The sequence below is a fragment of the Tardiphaga sp. GW822-FHT04G09 genome (assembly GCF_058800725.1).
Map to the genome: position 1 here is coordinate 129466 of NZ_JBXAMO010000010.1, position 14408 is coordinate 143873.

General features: G+C 61.2%; 15 protein-coding genes. 6 read left to right on the forward strand and 9 right to left on the reverse strand.

The genetic code is table 11. From position 1 onward, the window contains the following. Positions 1-190: 190 nt before the first annotated feature. The 8 genes from AC1RLZ_RS18680 to AC1RLZ_RS18715 all read right to left on the reverse strand — a co-directional run bounded on the left by AC1RLZ_RS18680 (position 191) and on the right by AC1RLZ_RS18715 (position 8131). Complete coding sequence (locus AC1RLZ_RS18680) at positions 191-2512, reverse strand: mechanosensitive ion channel domain-containing protein (protein WP_493189861.1); 2322 nt, start codon at positions 2510-2512, stop codon at positions 191-193. A 216-nt stretch (positions 2513-2728) separates the two neighbouring features. Beyond that, a complete protein-coding gene (locus tag AC1RLZ_RS18685; protein ID WP_493189831.1) occupies positions 2729-3373 on the reverse strand; it encodes a tetratricopeptide repeat protein in 645 nt (214 codons plus the stop codon). A 115-nt stretch (positions 3374-3488) separates the two neighbouring features. Next, complete coding sequence (ykgO, locus tag AC1RLZ_RS18690; protein WP_011509735.1) at positions 3489-3614, reverse strand: type B 50S ribosomal protein L36; 126 nt, start codon at positions 3612-3614, stop codon at positions 3489-3491. Positions 3615-3853: 239 nt separating this feature from the next. Next, complete coding sequence (locus tag AC1RLZ_RS18695) at positions 3854-4825, reverse strand: tripartite tricarboxylate transporter substrate binding protein (protein ID WP_493189832.1); 972 nt, start codon at positions 4823-4825, stop codon at positions 3854-3856. Between the two features lie 54 nt (positions 4826-4879). Further along, positions 4880-5767, reverse strand: coding sequence for a tripartite tricarboxylate transporter substrate binding protein (locus AC1RLZ_RS18700; protein WP_493189833.1), 888 nt, complete (start codon positions 5765-5767; stop codon positions 4880-4882). 154 nt (positions 5768-5921) lie between these two features. Further along, entirely contained in the window at positions 5922-7169 is a 1248-nt protein-coding gene (locus AC1RLZ_RS18705; RefSeq protein WP_493189834.1) for an FAD-dependent monooxygenase, read from the reverse strand. 18 nt (positions 7170-7187) lie between these two features. Further along, positions 7188-7634, reverse strand: a complete 447-nt coding sequence (locus AC1RLZ_RS18710; RefSeq protein WP_493189835.1) for a MaoC family dehydratase — start codon at positions 7632-7634, stop codon at positions 7188-7190. A 20-nt stretch (positions 7635-7654) separates the two neighbouring features. Further along, positions 7655-8131, reverse strand: coding sequence for a MaoC family dehydratase (locus AC1RLZ_RS18715; RefSeq protein WP_371420082.1), 477 nt, complete (start codon positions 8129-8131; stop codon positions 7655-7657). A gap of 106 nt (positions 8132-8237) precedes the next feature. Between AC1RLZ_RS18715 and AC1RLZ_RS18720 the strand changes: the two genes are divergently transcribed. The 3 genes from AC1RLZ_RS18720 (at position 8238) to AC1RLZ_RS18730 (ending at position 11186) form a co-directional block, all read left to right on the forward strand. After that, positions 8238-9008: an IclR family transcriptional regulator domain-containing protein gene (locus AC1RLZ_RS18720; protein WP_493189836.1), complete on the forward strand. Its 771-nt coding sequence runs from the start codon at positions 8238-8240 to the stop codon at positions 9006-9008. Between the two features lie 88 nt (positions 9009-9096). Further along, complete coding sequence (locus AC1RLZ_RS18725) at positions 9097-9972, forward strand: amidohydrolase family protein (RefSeq protein WP_089265865.1); 876 nt, start codon at positions 9097-9099, stop codon at positions 9970-9972. Beyond that, on the forward strand, positions 9969-11186 hold the full coding sequence (locus tag AC1RLZ_RS18730; protein WP_493189837.1) for an O-antigen ligase family protein: 1218 nt from the start codon (positions 9969-9971) through the stop codon (positions 11184-11186). Before AC1RLZ_RS18725 ends, AC1RLZ_RS18730 begins: the two co-directional genes overlap by 4 nt. Before the next feature lie 18 nt (positions 11187-11204). On the opposite strand, the gene AC1RLZ_RS18735 is transcribed toward AC1RLZ_RS18730, so the two are convergent. Next, on the reverse strand, positions 11205-11921 hold the full coding sequence (locus AC1RLZ_RS18735; RefSeq protein ID WP_493189838.1) for a glycosyltransferase family 25 protein: 717 nt from the start codon (positions 11919-11921) through the stop codon (positions 11205-11207). 181 nt (positions 11922-12102) lie between these two features. On the opposite strand from AC1RLZ_RS18735, the gene AC1RLZ_RS18740 reads away from it, so the two are divergent. The 3 genes from AC1RLZ_RS18740 (at position 12103) to AC1RLZ_RS18750 (ending at position 14406) form a co-directional block, all read left to right on the forward strand. Further along, positions 12103-12600 (forward strand): YbaK/EbsC family protein, encoded by a 498-nt coding sequence (locus AC1RLZ_RS18740; protein WP_493189839.1) that lies wholly within the window; start codon positions 12103-12105, stop codon positions 12598-12600. Between the two features lie 428 nt (positions 12601-13028). After that, positions 13029-13550 carry a hypothetical protein gene (locus tag AC1RLZ_RS18745; protein ID WP_493189840.1) on the forward strand — a complete coding sequence of 174 codons (522 nt, stop codon included), beginning with the start codon at positions 13029-13031 and terminating at the stop codon, positions 13548-13550. A gap of 70 nt (positions 13551-13620) precedes the next feature. Next, the gene (locus AC1RLZ_RS18750) at positions 13621-14406 is read left to right on the forward strand and encodes a FadR/GntR family transcriptional regulator (protein ID WP_493189841.1); all 786 of its coding nucleotides are present in this window, start codon (positions 13621-13623) and stop codon (positions 14404-14406) included. Positions 14407-14408: the final 2 nt, after the last annotated feature.

Genomic DNA, 14408 nt, shown 5'->3' on the forward strand with positions numbered 1-14408 from the left:
GACCGACAAGCCTATTCTGAATTGTTCTGGTCTTCCTTATTGTCCACTTTCGGACATTGCGGAATCGTGGACCGCGCGAGCTTCGCATCTTTCTTCGACCTATAGGGACCGCTGCTGAAATAGCGCGGGCGACGAGCCGCAACTTTGGTTAATCCGAAGCTGTCGCATCGTCGAAAAGCAGCGATAATCGCTAGCCCGCGCGGCGCTGCGCTGACTTGCTCTGCTGGATATCTGCGTCATCGCCTTCTGCAACTTCGGTGGAAGGTGGCGGCAACTGCATCAGGACGGTCTGTCCCGGCGAGGCGATCTCGATACCTTCTTCCTGGAAGCGGATTTTCATGCGGCGATTGAATTCGCGCTGCACGGCCCAGCGACCGGAATCGGTGCACCTGATCTGACCAACGATCGTCGCCATCGAACCATCGACCTTATCGACGCCCCACAATTCCAGATTGCTGCGGATCAGCGGCTTGAAAGCGGTTTCACTGCGCATTTCCTCGACAATATCCTTCAGCAACTGGCCGGCGCGGTCGGTATCCTCCTTATAGGCGACACTGACGCTCACAGCCGCGTTACCAGCACCGCGGCTGGCGTTGGTGATCGTCGTCACCGCGCTGAACGGAATGATGTGAACCGACCCATCGCCGGCACGCAGCCGGATGGTACGGATCGAGACGTTCTCCACGACTCCCGACAGGCCCGACACCGTAACGTTATCTCCAACCTGCACGGTGCTTTCCAGCAGTAGGAACAAGCCGGTAATCACGTCCTGCACCAGCTTCTGCGAACCGAAGCCAATGGCAATGCCGAGGATGCCGGCACCGGCGAGCAGCGGCGCGACATTGACACCGATCTCGCTGAGCGCGGTGAGCGCAACCACCGCAATGATTACGCCAAGCAATGTCGTGCGCAGCATCGGCTGAAACGTGCGCAGACGTGCCGCGCGGGCGAAATGAGCATCGCGCGTCAGTGCCGCAAGCTGACGCTCCATCAGCGCATTGCTACCTTCCCACACAACAGCGGCGACAATGGCAGCGATGCCGACGGTGACGACAGCCGAGACGACCCGACTCCCGATCTGGCCGCCATAGAACCAGACAATTGCATTGACGCCCCACACTTCCAGCAGGGCAACCAGGCCGATCACTGCGATGATCGTTGCGACGACCTTGCGCAACAGTGGCAGATAACGATTGGCACGCGTCTCAAGACCCGGAAAGCGCTGAAGGATTTCCGGTTTGATGCGGAAACCGCGATCAATGAGACTCAGCGCAATCATCGAGGCGAGCCGGGCCACCAGCGCGACGATGACCGTGCCGACGATGTATCGCAGCAGCAATGAATAACCGTTCTGGATATTGAGCGCCCAGATGGTCCAAGCTGCCATCACGACGGCGATGGCCAGCACATGCCAGAGACTGGCGACACGATTGCGCATCGCGCTCAGGAAGCCCGTAGCACCGATCGGCGCGCGGAGTGCATCGGCAACGGGCTTCCGGCATTGCAGGACGATGACGACGACAAACAGATGCACGACCAGCATCACGAGCTTGATCAGCGCAAAATGCGCCGAGCGATAGAGGCCCATCATCAGGGCGACATTGGCGATCGCTATGCCGGTTGCGCCGACGCCGACGATGCGACGCGTCCAGATTTCGAGATAGGCTGCGGTCTCCTCCTTCACCCTGAACAGCGCAAGCGGCCCGAATAGCGCGCGCATCGCGCAGATGACGGCGCGCGCCACCACATAGCTGTTTACGATCGCAAGGATCGCGAGGCGCGTGATCCCGGCATCGCCGATCTGGGTGCCGAGTAGCAGCGATACCGTGCCGGTGAAGACGAAAATCGGAATCAATTCGAGGAGCAAACGGCCGACGACGTAAGGAAGCCGCAGCAACGACTGCCAGGCCCGGGTCAGGCTGCGCCGCCGCTTGTTGAGATCGGGCGCCTCGGTGAAATCGGCCGTGGAAGACGGCGGATCAACGCGTTCAATCACCGCCGCCGGCGCGCGCGCGACAAAGGGAATGCGCGCTTCGAGCGCCGCCTGCGGCCTCCGCAGCAGCCAGACCATGAGCCATTCCGCCGCCAGCGCACCGCCGAATACGACAATAAGTTTCCAGGCGATGTCGAACAGAAGATGATAGGTGGCGGGGTCGTTGGCGCTGCGCTGCAGCCAGTACCATAGCGCCGGAAAGCGCGTGACCGACTGCACGGCTGTCGAGACCTCGCGCGTAATATCACCGAGCTGATCGGAAATCGTCACGAGCAATTGCGCGCCAAGGCTGTCGGCGTCGAGCGGAATGGCGGGCTTCTTTTCGGGCGGCGCAGGCGTCGCAGTGGCAATCGCGCGCAGCGTGTCGATCATCTCCTTGCGCTTGGCATCGTCCTGCAGCGTATCGAGGGCGGCCTTGGCCTGATCCGGAGACAGTGTCGATGCTGCGGGCGCCGGCGCCGCATCGGCCTTCTGGGCCAACGCAGGACTGGTCGTCCCGGGCACCAACGGCGCGGTCATCAACAGGCATAGCAATGCAAAGAGCGGAAATGACTTCGGCGCCAAAAGGTGTCCCTTCCCGTGGCTTGGAAAACGCCCTTTTCGCCTATTTCATGTGTCGGAAGTTTGATTCCCCGGCGACCATGTCTAGATATTTTGTCGCAGCGCAGCAGGGATGCGTCAAAGCGGGGCGATGGTCCGGCGATGTCCCGCCGACGTCCCGACTTTCAAGGAATGTCAGATATCGCGGCCTTCGACCTTCTCGGTCAGGGTCTTGACCAGCTCCGGCACCTTTTCGAGATGCGGATTGACCGCAAGCGCCTTTCGGAACGCATCAAGCGCACGCTTGTCGTCCCCCAACTCCTGCATGATCATGCCGAGCCCCGCCAGAGCACCGAAATGCCGGGGTTCGCGCACCAGCACCTGCTCGATATCCTGCAGCGAGCGGGTGTAATCGTTCTGCAGATAATACAGCGTGGCCCGCCGGTTCCAGCCCTCGACGTAATCGGGGCGCAGCTTCACCACAGCACTCAGCAGTTCCAGCGACAGGTCGACCTGCTTGGCGTCCAGCGCCGTCTTGGCGCGTGTCATCAGCAGCGCCGTCGTATCGCTCGAGGTTTGCGACCACAGGGCCCAGATCCGGCCTTCGACGTGTTTGGCACTGGCTTCGTCCGGCGCCGCTTTCAGCGCCCCGAACAGGAAATCGAGGCCGCGCGTCTTGTCGGCATTGACCTTCGGCAGTTTGGCGGGCGGCTCGGGGATCTTCTTCGGCGCATCCGGGGTCACGACCTGCGGATCTTTGACCTGCGCGAAAGCAGGAGCAGCGCCCAGAAGCGCGCTCAGCAGAATTCCAAAACCTGCGGCCGGGATTCTCAATGCCATGCTGCAAGTCTAAACACGAAAAAACGCGCTGCAAAGCAGCAGCGCGTCAAACACCTGTGATGTCGGACAAAAGCCCGAACGTCTCGGCTGGCCGAAACGGCCGGCCGGACAGCAATCAACCCTGGCGGGCCTTGAAACGGCGCTGGGTCTTGTTGATCACGTAGACGCGGCCCTTGCGGCGGACCAGGCGGTTATCGCGGTGACGAGCACGCAGCGATTTCAACGAGTTACGGACTTTCATCGGTCAATCCTGATAGCTTGCGATACTGACGTCAAAGACCGCGCGCGGCAGGCCGAAATCAGCGAAAATGGGCTTGAACCCGCTGGCGACCAAGTCGCCCGGGACCCGCGGTTTCTAAGCCATCGGGCGCCGGACTGTCAATCCGATCCAGCCCCCTGACGGCTACTGGATCGATATTTGCTGGTATTTTGGAGGCTTGAGGTGCCGGCACAACCAACCGGACCTCAAACCAGTGCACGTCACTCCTGCGGAACATTGGCGGTTTTCACCACCGCGCCCCACTTTTTGATCTCCGAATCGACGAATCCGGCAAATTCGGCGCCGGTCAATTTGCCCGGCTCGACACCCTGGGTCGCGAATTTCTCACGAGTCGCCGATGCTGCCAGGATTTCCTTCATGGCGGCGACCAGCTTCGTATAGGCCGGATTGCCATTGGCCTGCGGCATATACATGCCGAACCAGGCAGTGGCCTCGAAACCCTTCACGCCGGCCTCGTCGAGGGTCGGGGCATTGGGTAGCGACGTCGCGCGTTGCGCGCTGGTGACGGCCAGCACGCGGATGGTGCCACCCTCCGCAGCGGGCAGAACCGTGGGCAGCGTGTCGAACATGATCGGGATATGGCCGCCGATCAGATCGTTCATCGCAGGCGCCGCGCCCTTGTACGGAATGTGCTCGATATTGATCCCGGCCATCTGCTTGAACAGCTCGCCGGACAGATGATTGGCGCCGCCAATTCCCGAAGAGCCGAACGACAATTTGCCCGGCTGCGTCTTCGCCATCTCGATCAGTTCACCGACGGTCCTGGCCGGAAAATCCTTGGTGACGACCAGCGCATTCGGCGCCGTTGCCACCACGGCGATCGGCGAGAAGTCCTTCTGTGTATCGTAAGGCAGGCTCTTGCGGAGGCTCGGATTAATCACATGATGCGTGGCCGTGACCAGCAACACGCTGCCATCCGCGGGCGATTTCGCCACAACTTCCGAACCGATCGTACCGGACGCACCCGGCCGGTTCTCGACGATCGTGGAGACGCCGAGTTTCTCACCGAGATATTGCGCAACGAACCGCGCCAGGATGTCCGTCGTGCCCCCCGCCGGAAACGGCACGATGATCTTGATTTGGTTGACCGGAAAATTCTGGTCGGCGGCGTGGCTGGTCGTCGCGGTGACCAGCATGAACGCCGAACAAACTGCAGTCAGTACAAGCTTCATCGCCGTTCCCTGCCCTTGTTTTGCTTTTCGCATTGTTTGTAACATCAGATCTTCTCAGGGCTGTCGCAGCAGCTTGGCGCTCTCGACCAGCGATCGCTCTGAAACATAGAACTCTCGCGCCCATTGCTCGTACTCGCCTGGCGCGCGCGTCCACGCCGTTTGTCGCAGTGTCTCGAGCAATTTGCGGTACTCGTCGCTATCGGCCGCCGCCTTGAACGCCCGATACAACTTGCCGACAATCTCAGGCGGCATGTTCTTCGGTCCTACGAGTCCATAAGGAGCGGGATAGACAAGGTCGTAGCCGAGACTCTTGGCAGTCGGCACGCCCGCCAGCCAGTCGACCGGTTGCGGATCGAACGACAGCAGCATGCGCATCTTGCCGGGCTCCGTGTAGGGAAGAATCGTACCTACCGCATCGACGGTTGCCATGGCATGGCCGCCCAGCACGGCCGTACCGGCCTCGCTGCTACTGCGATATCCGACATGTGTGATCTCGACACCCGCCATGCCGGCAAGAGCCTCAGCAAGAAGATGCATCGTGGTACCAGCCCCGGCGGTCGCGATCGTCAGCCCACCGGGATTTGCCTTCGCATAGGCGACGAGATCCCCAACCGTCTTGAATGGTGAGTCGGCATTGACCGCGAGCACGAATGTGTAACCACCGAGACCAGCAATCCAGGTAAAATCCTTGATCGGATTCCAATCGACTTTCTGCATGTATGGGTAACGCAACAATCCTGCGGTAGCTGCCGCAATCGTGTAGCCATCAGGACTGTCGGTCTTCGCCATCATCGAGGGCGCAAGCGTCGCGCCTGCCCCCGGCTTGTTCTCGATGATGATGGGCTGGCCGAGTTGCTTGCTCGCAAGCTCGCCGAGCTTGCGGAACGTGATGTCGGTCGCCCCGCCGGGACCAAAGCCGACCAGCAACCGGATAGGCCGCACGGGATATGCTTCCTGAGCGCTGGCAACACCGACGACAGCGCAAGCCAAGCCAGCTGCCATCAAGCCACAACGCAACGTCGTGCCAAGCCATCCCATATCGAATCTTCCCATGTTTTCGAGTTTCTTCTGATCCGGATTTTCCATCCGTTGATGATCATGATGGCGTGGCGTGCACGCTCCACGATTTGCGGTCATTCAGCGCATTGACGTCGAAACCGGCAAGTTGCTTGTAGCGACGCTCGATATCCTGCAGCTCGGTGGCGGCATCGCCATGGGCGCCGCGTCGCGCCATCTCGCTCACCCGCGCCATGACATCACCAGCCTGCCGTCGATTGGCCAGCTGGACTTCTGTTGCCACGGGACGGCGCTCGCTCTCATAGGCCAGCAGCGCCTCGTCGATCGAAGGCGCCGTCGCGATCTGATAGGCCAACACCCGCGCATCGAGAATCGCCTGTGACGCGCCGTTCGAACCGAACGGATACATCGCATGGGCAGAGTCGCCGAGCAGAGCGCCACGCCCAAAAACCCAACGCGGCAGCGGATCGATGTCGGCCATTGGATATTCATAGGCATAAGCAGTTGACGCAATCAGATCATGCACATCGAGCCAGCTGAAGCGATAGTCGCGCACGAATGCCGCGACTGCGTCAGACGCTATCGGTACATTCCAATTCCCGAGTTCTGCATCCGATCTATTTTTGTCAGCCGGGCGCACCAGCAGCCAATTGATGAGGCCCGGAGCGATCGGATAAACGACGACGCGCTGATTTTCGTCACCGACGATAACCATCGACTGACCGGTCAGAAACGGTCCGGCCTTGGCCGCCCCGCGATACATCACCCATCCGTTCGATGCGATAGCGGTGGGTGCGCCGTACAAACTGTCACGCAGTGCCGAGCGGATACCATCTGCCGCCACCACCACATCGGCCGGATGAGATTCGGACTGCCCCGTCTCCACATCGACCGCAAGCATCGCGACACCGCCATCATAACCCGAATGGACGTCGATGCCGGTTGCACGCCGTCCAACCCGAATGGCCGAGGCGCCCAGCCGTTGGCGGACGGCATCGACAAGCAGCCGCTGCAACTGACCACGGTGAACCGAATATTGCGGCCATCGATATCCGGCATCAAGTCCGCGAGGTTCAGCCCAAATCAGCTGTCCGGCAGGGTCATAATAGGCGAGCTCTTTTGTCCGCACCCCGATGGCTGCCAGCGCGTCTCCGAGCCCCAATTCACTGAGTTCGCGAACGGCGTGCGGCGGCAGGTTGATGCCGACGCCAACGTCCCGAATTTCGCGTGCAGCTTCAAACACGACAACATCGTCGCGGCCGGCGGCATGCAGGCTAAGGGCGGCCGTCAGTCCACCGACCCCCGCTCCTGCAATTGAAATCGGCATTGCGCTGGCCTCCGACGCTCAGGTGGTTGCTTGAACGGGAAATTCGACCATGGCCTCGCCAATGGCGACCTTCTCGTCGTTCTGGTTCTTCACCAGCACATCGATCAGCACCCAACGCGATTTCTCGGTGGTTTGCTTGGCCTTGATGATGCCAACCGGCTGGATCGTGTCGCCGGGTTTCACCGGTTTGACCCAGCGCGTTTCGAGACGGCGATGAATGGCGCCAGCGGGATAGGCCCAGTCGGTCAGCATCCGGGTGATGAGCCCGAAATTATTCATGCCATGCATGATAATGCCGCCGAAATTGGTCTTGCCGAAGCTGTTCTTCATGTAGTCGTCGTCGAGATGCAGCGGATTGTAGTCGAGCGAGCCATCGCAGAAGAGCCGGATCGATTCGCGCGAAACCGGGAACTTCGGACCGTCGATGGTGTCGCCGGTGGAGAGTTTTTCAAAGTTGGTCGTCATGATGAATCTCCTCGTCTCGCTCACATCGGGCGGATGGTCTGGCCGCGGCCAGAGCAGATGACGTCGCCGTGCTGATTGAAAAATACGTTGTCGTGGACGACGAACAGCCGCTCGCGCTTGATGAACTTGTCGAGCGCGCGGGCCTGCAGCGTGATGGTGTCGCCCGGCCGTGCCGGCTTGTTGTAGCTCCAGGACTGGCCGGCATTGACGGTGCCGGGCGTGCGCATCCAATCGTCAGTCGGCGTGCACGAGAACATCAGCAGGATGTGGATCGACGGCGGCGCGATCAGCCCTTTGTAGGGCGACGCCTTCGCGTAAGCCTCGTCAAAATACAACGGGTGGTCCTCGCCGACCGAGCGGCAGTAAAGCTGGATCGCCTCCTTTGTCAGGACATAGGGCAACGTCTTGCGCGGCTCGCCCGGGACGATCTCGTCCCAGACCTTGCGCAGGTTCGCGTCCTTCCAGAAATCGGTTTCAAAAACTTCCGCTTGCGCCATCGCGCCTTCTCCACTAACGTTCACCAGGCGAACTTTATGGCCGCCTTACGAACAACTATAGGCGTGGTTTTCCGGGGCTGACAAGTCCGAACCGGCAGGATGGTGCATGGCCAAAGACAGTGATGGTTTCGTTCGGGCGATCGCCCGTGGCTTTGCGGCCGTCGAGGCGCTGGGCCGCCCACCCGGTCGACATACGCTTTCGGAGGTGGCCGCCAGCGCGGGTCTGAGCCGCGCCACGGCGCGCCGCATGCTCGCGACATTGATCGTGATGAAATACTGCGAAGCCGATGGTCGCTATTTCAGCCTCCGCCCGCGCGCGCTGGGGCTTGGCCTGTCCTACCTCAATGCACTGCCTTACTGGGGCTATGCGCAACGCGCTTTGGAAGACCTGCGCAACGAGATCGGCGAATCCTGCTCGCTGGCCGTGCTGGATGAGACCGAAATCGTCTATGCATTGCGATTGCCGGCACAGCGCATTCTCTCGGCCAATCTCGCCGTCGGCAGCCGCCTGCCTGCCCATGTGGTGTCGCTCGGCCGCGTGTTGCTGGCGGCCTTGCCGCCGGACCAGCGCGCGCATTATCTCGCCACCACCGACTTCAAGCAGATCACCCCACGCACCGTCACCGATCCCGTGCTGCTGGAACGCGAGCTCGAACGCGTCGAAGCTGAGGGCTATGGCTGGATCGATGGCGAACTGGATCCCGCGATCTGCGGCATCGCCGTCCCCGTCCGCGACCACGGCGGCCGGGTCGTCGCGGCGATCAGCATCAATGCCATCTCGGGCACCATGGACGAGGCGACGGCAAAGGAGAAATACCTGATCCCGCTCCGCCGCACCGCGCAGGATATCCGGACACAGTCCTTCTCTACCAGCTAGACGGCAGCGTTCCGCGTCTTTCATTCAGCAGGCCGGTTTGCTAGAGCAACCGCCAACGATAATGATGAAAGTGCGGGAGACGCGGGACATGAAATTGCTCAATCCGGACGACTTGGTCGCCATCGACATCCATACGCATGCGGAAGAACCCTGCGGCTGCCACGCCGACGACGGCTATGACGATTTCCAGGCCCGAATGGCCGAGTATTTCAAGTCGCCGCACAAGCATCCGCCGACGGTGCAGGAAACCGCCGCCTATTACCGCGACAAGAAGATTGCCGCGGTGATCTTCCCCGTCGACGCCGAGCGCGAGACCGGCTTCCGCCGCTACAACAATTACGAAATGCTGGAGATCGCCAAAGAGAACGCCGACGTGCTGATCCCGTTCGCGTCGATCGATCCGCACAAGGGCAAGCTCGGCGTGCGCGAGGCGCGCAAGCTGATTTCTGAATACGGTGTAAAGGGCTTCAAATTCCACCCGACCATGCAGGGCTTCTACGCCAATGACCGCATGGCCTATCCGCTCTATGAAGCGATCCAGGAAGGCGGCGCCATTGCGCTGTTCCATACCGGCCAGACTGGCGTCGGCTCCGGCATGCCTGGCGGCATGGGAATGCGGCTGAAATATTCCAACCCGATGTATATGGACGACGTTGCGGTCGATTTTCCCGACATGAAGATCATTCTCGCGCATCCCTCCTTCCCCTGGCAGGAAGAAGCGCTGTCGGTCGCGACCCACAAGCCCAACGTGTATATCGACCTGTCCGGCTGGTCGCCGAAATACTTCCCGCCGATCCTGGTGCGCTACATCAATTCGATCCTGCAGGATAAGATGCTGTTCGGCTCCGACTGGCCGGTGATCATGCCGGATCGCTGGATGGCCGACTTCGCCAAGCTCGACATTCGCGACGAGGTGCGTCCGAAGGTCCTCAAGAACAACGCACGGAAACTCCTGGGCATATGACGAACAACGATCTGCCGCGCAAACTCGCGGATGCCCGGCAGATCGCTGCCATTGCCACCGGCTTCTCGCTGCCGTTCTCAACCAGCGGTCAGGCTATCGCGGTGTCGATCTTTGCAGTGCTCGCACTGCTGACACTCGACCGCGATCATTTCATCGCCACATTGCGGAAGCCGGCGGCCTATCTGCCGGTCGCGCTGTTCGCACTGATTCTGGTCGGCGTGCTCTGGTCGATGCAGCCGCTCGGCGGCGCGATCAAATGGGTTGGCCCCTACACCAAGCTGCTGCTGATCCCATTGGTGATGGCAACGGCATTTACGCAGAAACAAGCATTACAAATCGCCTATGGCTTTCTTGCCGCCTGCATATGTCTTCTTGCCTTATCATGGGCTGCGTTCCTGTGGCCCACGGGACCGTGGGGCTGGTTCAAGGCACCCGGCGTGCCTTTCAAGGACAACGCGGTTCAATCCGGCTGCTTCGCCCTTTGTGCCTTCGCTCTGGCGATAGGCGCGGTGCGCGTCTGGGTGCAGGACGCCCGCCGCGCCATTGCAATGATCGTGCTCGCGCTTCTGTTCTTTGCCGATATCTTCCTGATCTATGTATCGAAGACCGGCGCAATCATGGCCGCCGCATTGCTCGGTCTATTCGTCATCCATGCCGGCGGCTGGCGACGCTCTGCCATGGTCGCGGTCGCAGCCATGATCGTGATCGGCATCGCGCTGCTGACCTCGCCGCAAGCCCAGCGCCGGATCGCAGAGATCAATTCGGACATCAACGCCAATAGCGGTGAGACCGCCGGCGGCGAAACAGTCTCAACAGCATCGCGGCTGGATTTCTGGAGCAAGGCGGTCGGCTTCGTAAAGGCCTCGCCCATCGTCGGTCACGGCACCGGCAGCATCAAGCCGCTGTATCAGACTATGGAGGCGACCAAGCCGTCGCCCTATGGCCAGGCCACGCCCGATCCGCACAATCAAACGCTGCATACCGTGCTGCAGGTCGGCCTGATCGGCGGGCTGCTGCTATGGGCCATGTGGATTGCGCATGCCCGACTTTTTCTCGCGCGCGATTGTGTCAGCGTCGTCGGACAGGCCGTCGTGCTGCAGAACATTATCGGCGGACTTTTCAACAGTCACATCTCGGCGGTGACGCAAGGGATGCTGTACTGTCTGGCAGTGGGATTACTGGGCGCGCTGGTGCGCAATGCACATTCGGAATGACCGGCCGGAAGCCGCCAATTACTTCAGCTTCAGCCACCGCTTCAAATAACGCCGCCTGAACTTCTGCACGGCAAACTGTATGCGCAGCTGCAATTGCGCATGCCCTTTACGATCGAGTGAGCTCTTGAACACGCCGTTGAGCGAGCCTTGCTCCGCCAACGGTGGTTCTGGCCACAGGAACGGGATGCCCATGGCGGGATCGCCGGTGTTGAAGGCGATGTCGATAGGCTCGTGCATCGGATGCCGCGCGATCCAGTCAAGTCGTGCCGAAGCCTCGGGCGCGCCCAGCACATAGGCTTCCATATTGCGGACGCGATTGCCCTCATAAACGATCTGGCCGGGCCGTAACTGGGATGCCGGCGTGTAGAAGTTCGTCGCCGCGCCAAGATGCAGAATGCGCGGCCGCGGCCACTTTTCGGCTTCGTCGAGCACGCGCTTCAACTGGTCGCAGAAATCCGGCACCAGCAATGCGTCATCCTCGAAGATCAGCGCCAGATCCTGACCGCGCTCGCGGATGCGCTGCATGGCGACGATGTGCTTCAAGGAACAGGATTTCTGCCGCAGCGTGAGATCGGCGCCTTCGGCGAAATAGGCGCGATCGACATCTGAGGTGATCTCGTCGGCATCAAAATCCAGCACCCACTCGAACGTGATACCCGCACGGTCGAGCTCGCGCTGGATATGCTCCGTGCGCTCGGGCAACGACTTGGCATGGATCACATAGGCCGGCAGCATCGAGGGGTCGGCTCCAGAACATCGCCCGGCACGATCAGCCAGACAAGAGCCCGTATAAGGTCAAAACCGGCGTGAGGGAATGGCGCGGCAGCGCCCGCTCCAGTTCCCCAATGCACGGATGTGACTTCACTTTGTCGGCGACATGTGAGAGGGCGTGGCGGTATGTCACTGAGACCGCATCATGAGCCTTGAGTCCGTCCGCGCCTTTCTCACCGCCAACGCCCCCGAATTATCCATAACCGTCACCGACAAAAGCTCGGCCACAGTCTTTCTCGCCGCCGAGGCATTGGGCGTCGAACCTGACCAGATCGCCAAGACGCTGTCTGTTCGGGTCGGCGACCGGGTGGTGCTGGTGGTGACCAAGGGTACAGCGCGGCTCGACAACAAGAAGGCACGCGATGCGCTTGGCGGCAAGCCGCGCATGCTTGGAGCCGATGAGGTCGTTGCCCTCACCGGCCATCCGGTGGGCGGCGTCTGCCCGTTCGGCCTGGCAACGCCATTACAAGTCTACTGCGACGTGTCGCTGAAGGAATTCGCCGAGGTGTGGCCGGCGGCGGGCTCGGTCAACAGTTCAGTGCGGATGTCCCCGGCGCGGATGGCCGAACTGACCGGGGCCAGCTGGGTCGATGTTTGCCAGGAACCGGCGGCAGTGCAGGAGCAAGCCCCCGCGATGAGCTAAGGCGGCGAGAATAACTCACTGCCGTTCATTGCCGGCAGAGAACAAGTCAACCGTCGTCCCGCACCAGAGCAGTGCGCGTATTGCTATTTTTGTCGGGGGATCGACTTCCACCGCGCGAGGCATGATTTTCCGGATGTCGTCCCTGAGGACGCTTGGCTGCACAGTAATATCCGCGGCCCAACCGGACAAGGACCATGCGCTTCAAAGCCCCATCTCATCGCCCGCAGTCGTCGAAGACCTGGAAGCAGGTCGTAGCGTCGATCGTGGCCGCAGCTGCAGCCGGACTGCAGTCCGCTGGCGCCTGAGCGCGCTACAGACGTCCGGCGGCGCGCAAACGTCGCTGCCCCAAGTTCCCCGTTATCAAAATCTTGAGGGTATATAGCTAGGGTTGGGTCCGGCCGTGTGTAAATCGGCGGGAGGACCTCGAGATGCGGCTCTTGCCGATCACCGACGCCGACAGAAGCTGGGCTTCCCTGAAGTCCCAGTGGCGGAAGGCTGCCGAGGCCGCCGAAGAGGATTTCTCAGCCTACACTCAAGGCATGTTCGCCGCTTTGGAACCGGTGATGCAGAGCGGCAAGGGTGGGTTGTATGGCCTGTATGAGGGCACCGTCCCGCAGGCTTTCTGTCAGGTCAGCAAACTACTGATGCCCAAATTCGAAGGCCCCGTGCTCCGTTGCCGCTTCATGACCGTATCGCCGGCCTACGACCTCGGAAATGCTGGTCTTGATAAATACGGGCAACTGTTGATCGAGCTGTTTTCCGGCATGGTCTGGCTGTCGCGCAATGCCCTCTCCGCCAGCCATGTGCAGTTTCAGCTACGCAGCCCCGCAGATGCACAGTTCCTCGCGCCATTGCAGGCCCCTGTCCCTGACTCGCCGTTCCAGCGCTTTGCCATCAACGGCGCTTGGGTCGAATGCGACCTCAAGCTCCCCGAACTTGAGACAATGTAGGAGCGTGCAGCGCAATGCCGCGTGCCGCAAGCTTGCGCAGCGACATCGGCGATGATAGCCCGGTTGTACGATGACCGGACAAGCCAAACCACGCGCCGCACGCAAGACGACCAACGGTGCAGCAGGCACGCCCTTGCTGCGACCGCTTAATCCTGTGCGCCGCCGAACCGAGGAAGTGGTCGAGCGCATCGCCGCCCAGATCACCGAAGGCCGCTTGCCCGCAGGCGCACGCCTGCCGACCGAGCAGGCCATGATGGCGGCCATGGGCGTCAGCCGCACGGTCGTTCGCGAGGCGATTGCGGCACTCCGCGCCCGGGGCCTTGTAACCACGAGGCAGGGCGCCGGCGCATTCGTCAATAGCGAGCCCGATCAGCAGCCCTATGCCATCGACCCCGACGGTCTGGGCTCGCTCGGCAGCGTGATCGAAATTCTCGAGCTGCGCACGGCCGTCGAGATGGAGGCCGCGGCCATAGCCAGCGAGCGCGCCACCGCCGCCCAGATCCGAGCCATTGCCAAGGCAGCGGCTACCTTCAGCCGCGCCATCGCCAATGGCGACCGTGCGGTAAAGGAGGATTTCGACTTTCACTTCGCCATTGCCCTCGCGACGCAGAATGCGCGCTTTGTCGGCTTTCTGGAATTCCTCGGCGGTCTCATTATCCCACGCCAGAGCATCCGTACCTTCGAGGGCAAGGCCGAATTGCAAAAGCGCTATCTCGAGAGCATCGAGAAGGAGCATCAGGTCATCGTCAATGCGATCAGCGCCCGTTCGCCGCGCAAGGCCCGCGATGCGATGCGCCGGCACTTGCTGAACGGGAAGGAACGCTACAAGCAGTTGTCAGTAGAGCCCTTTCAATAGGC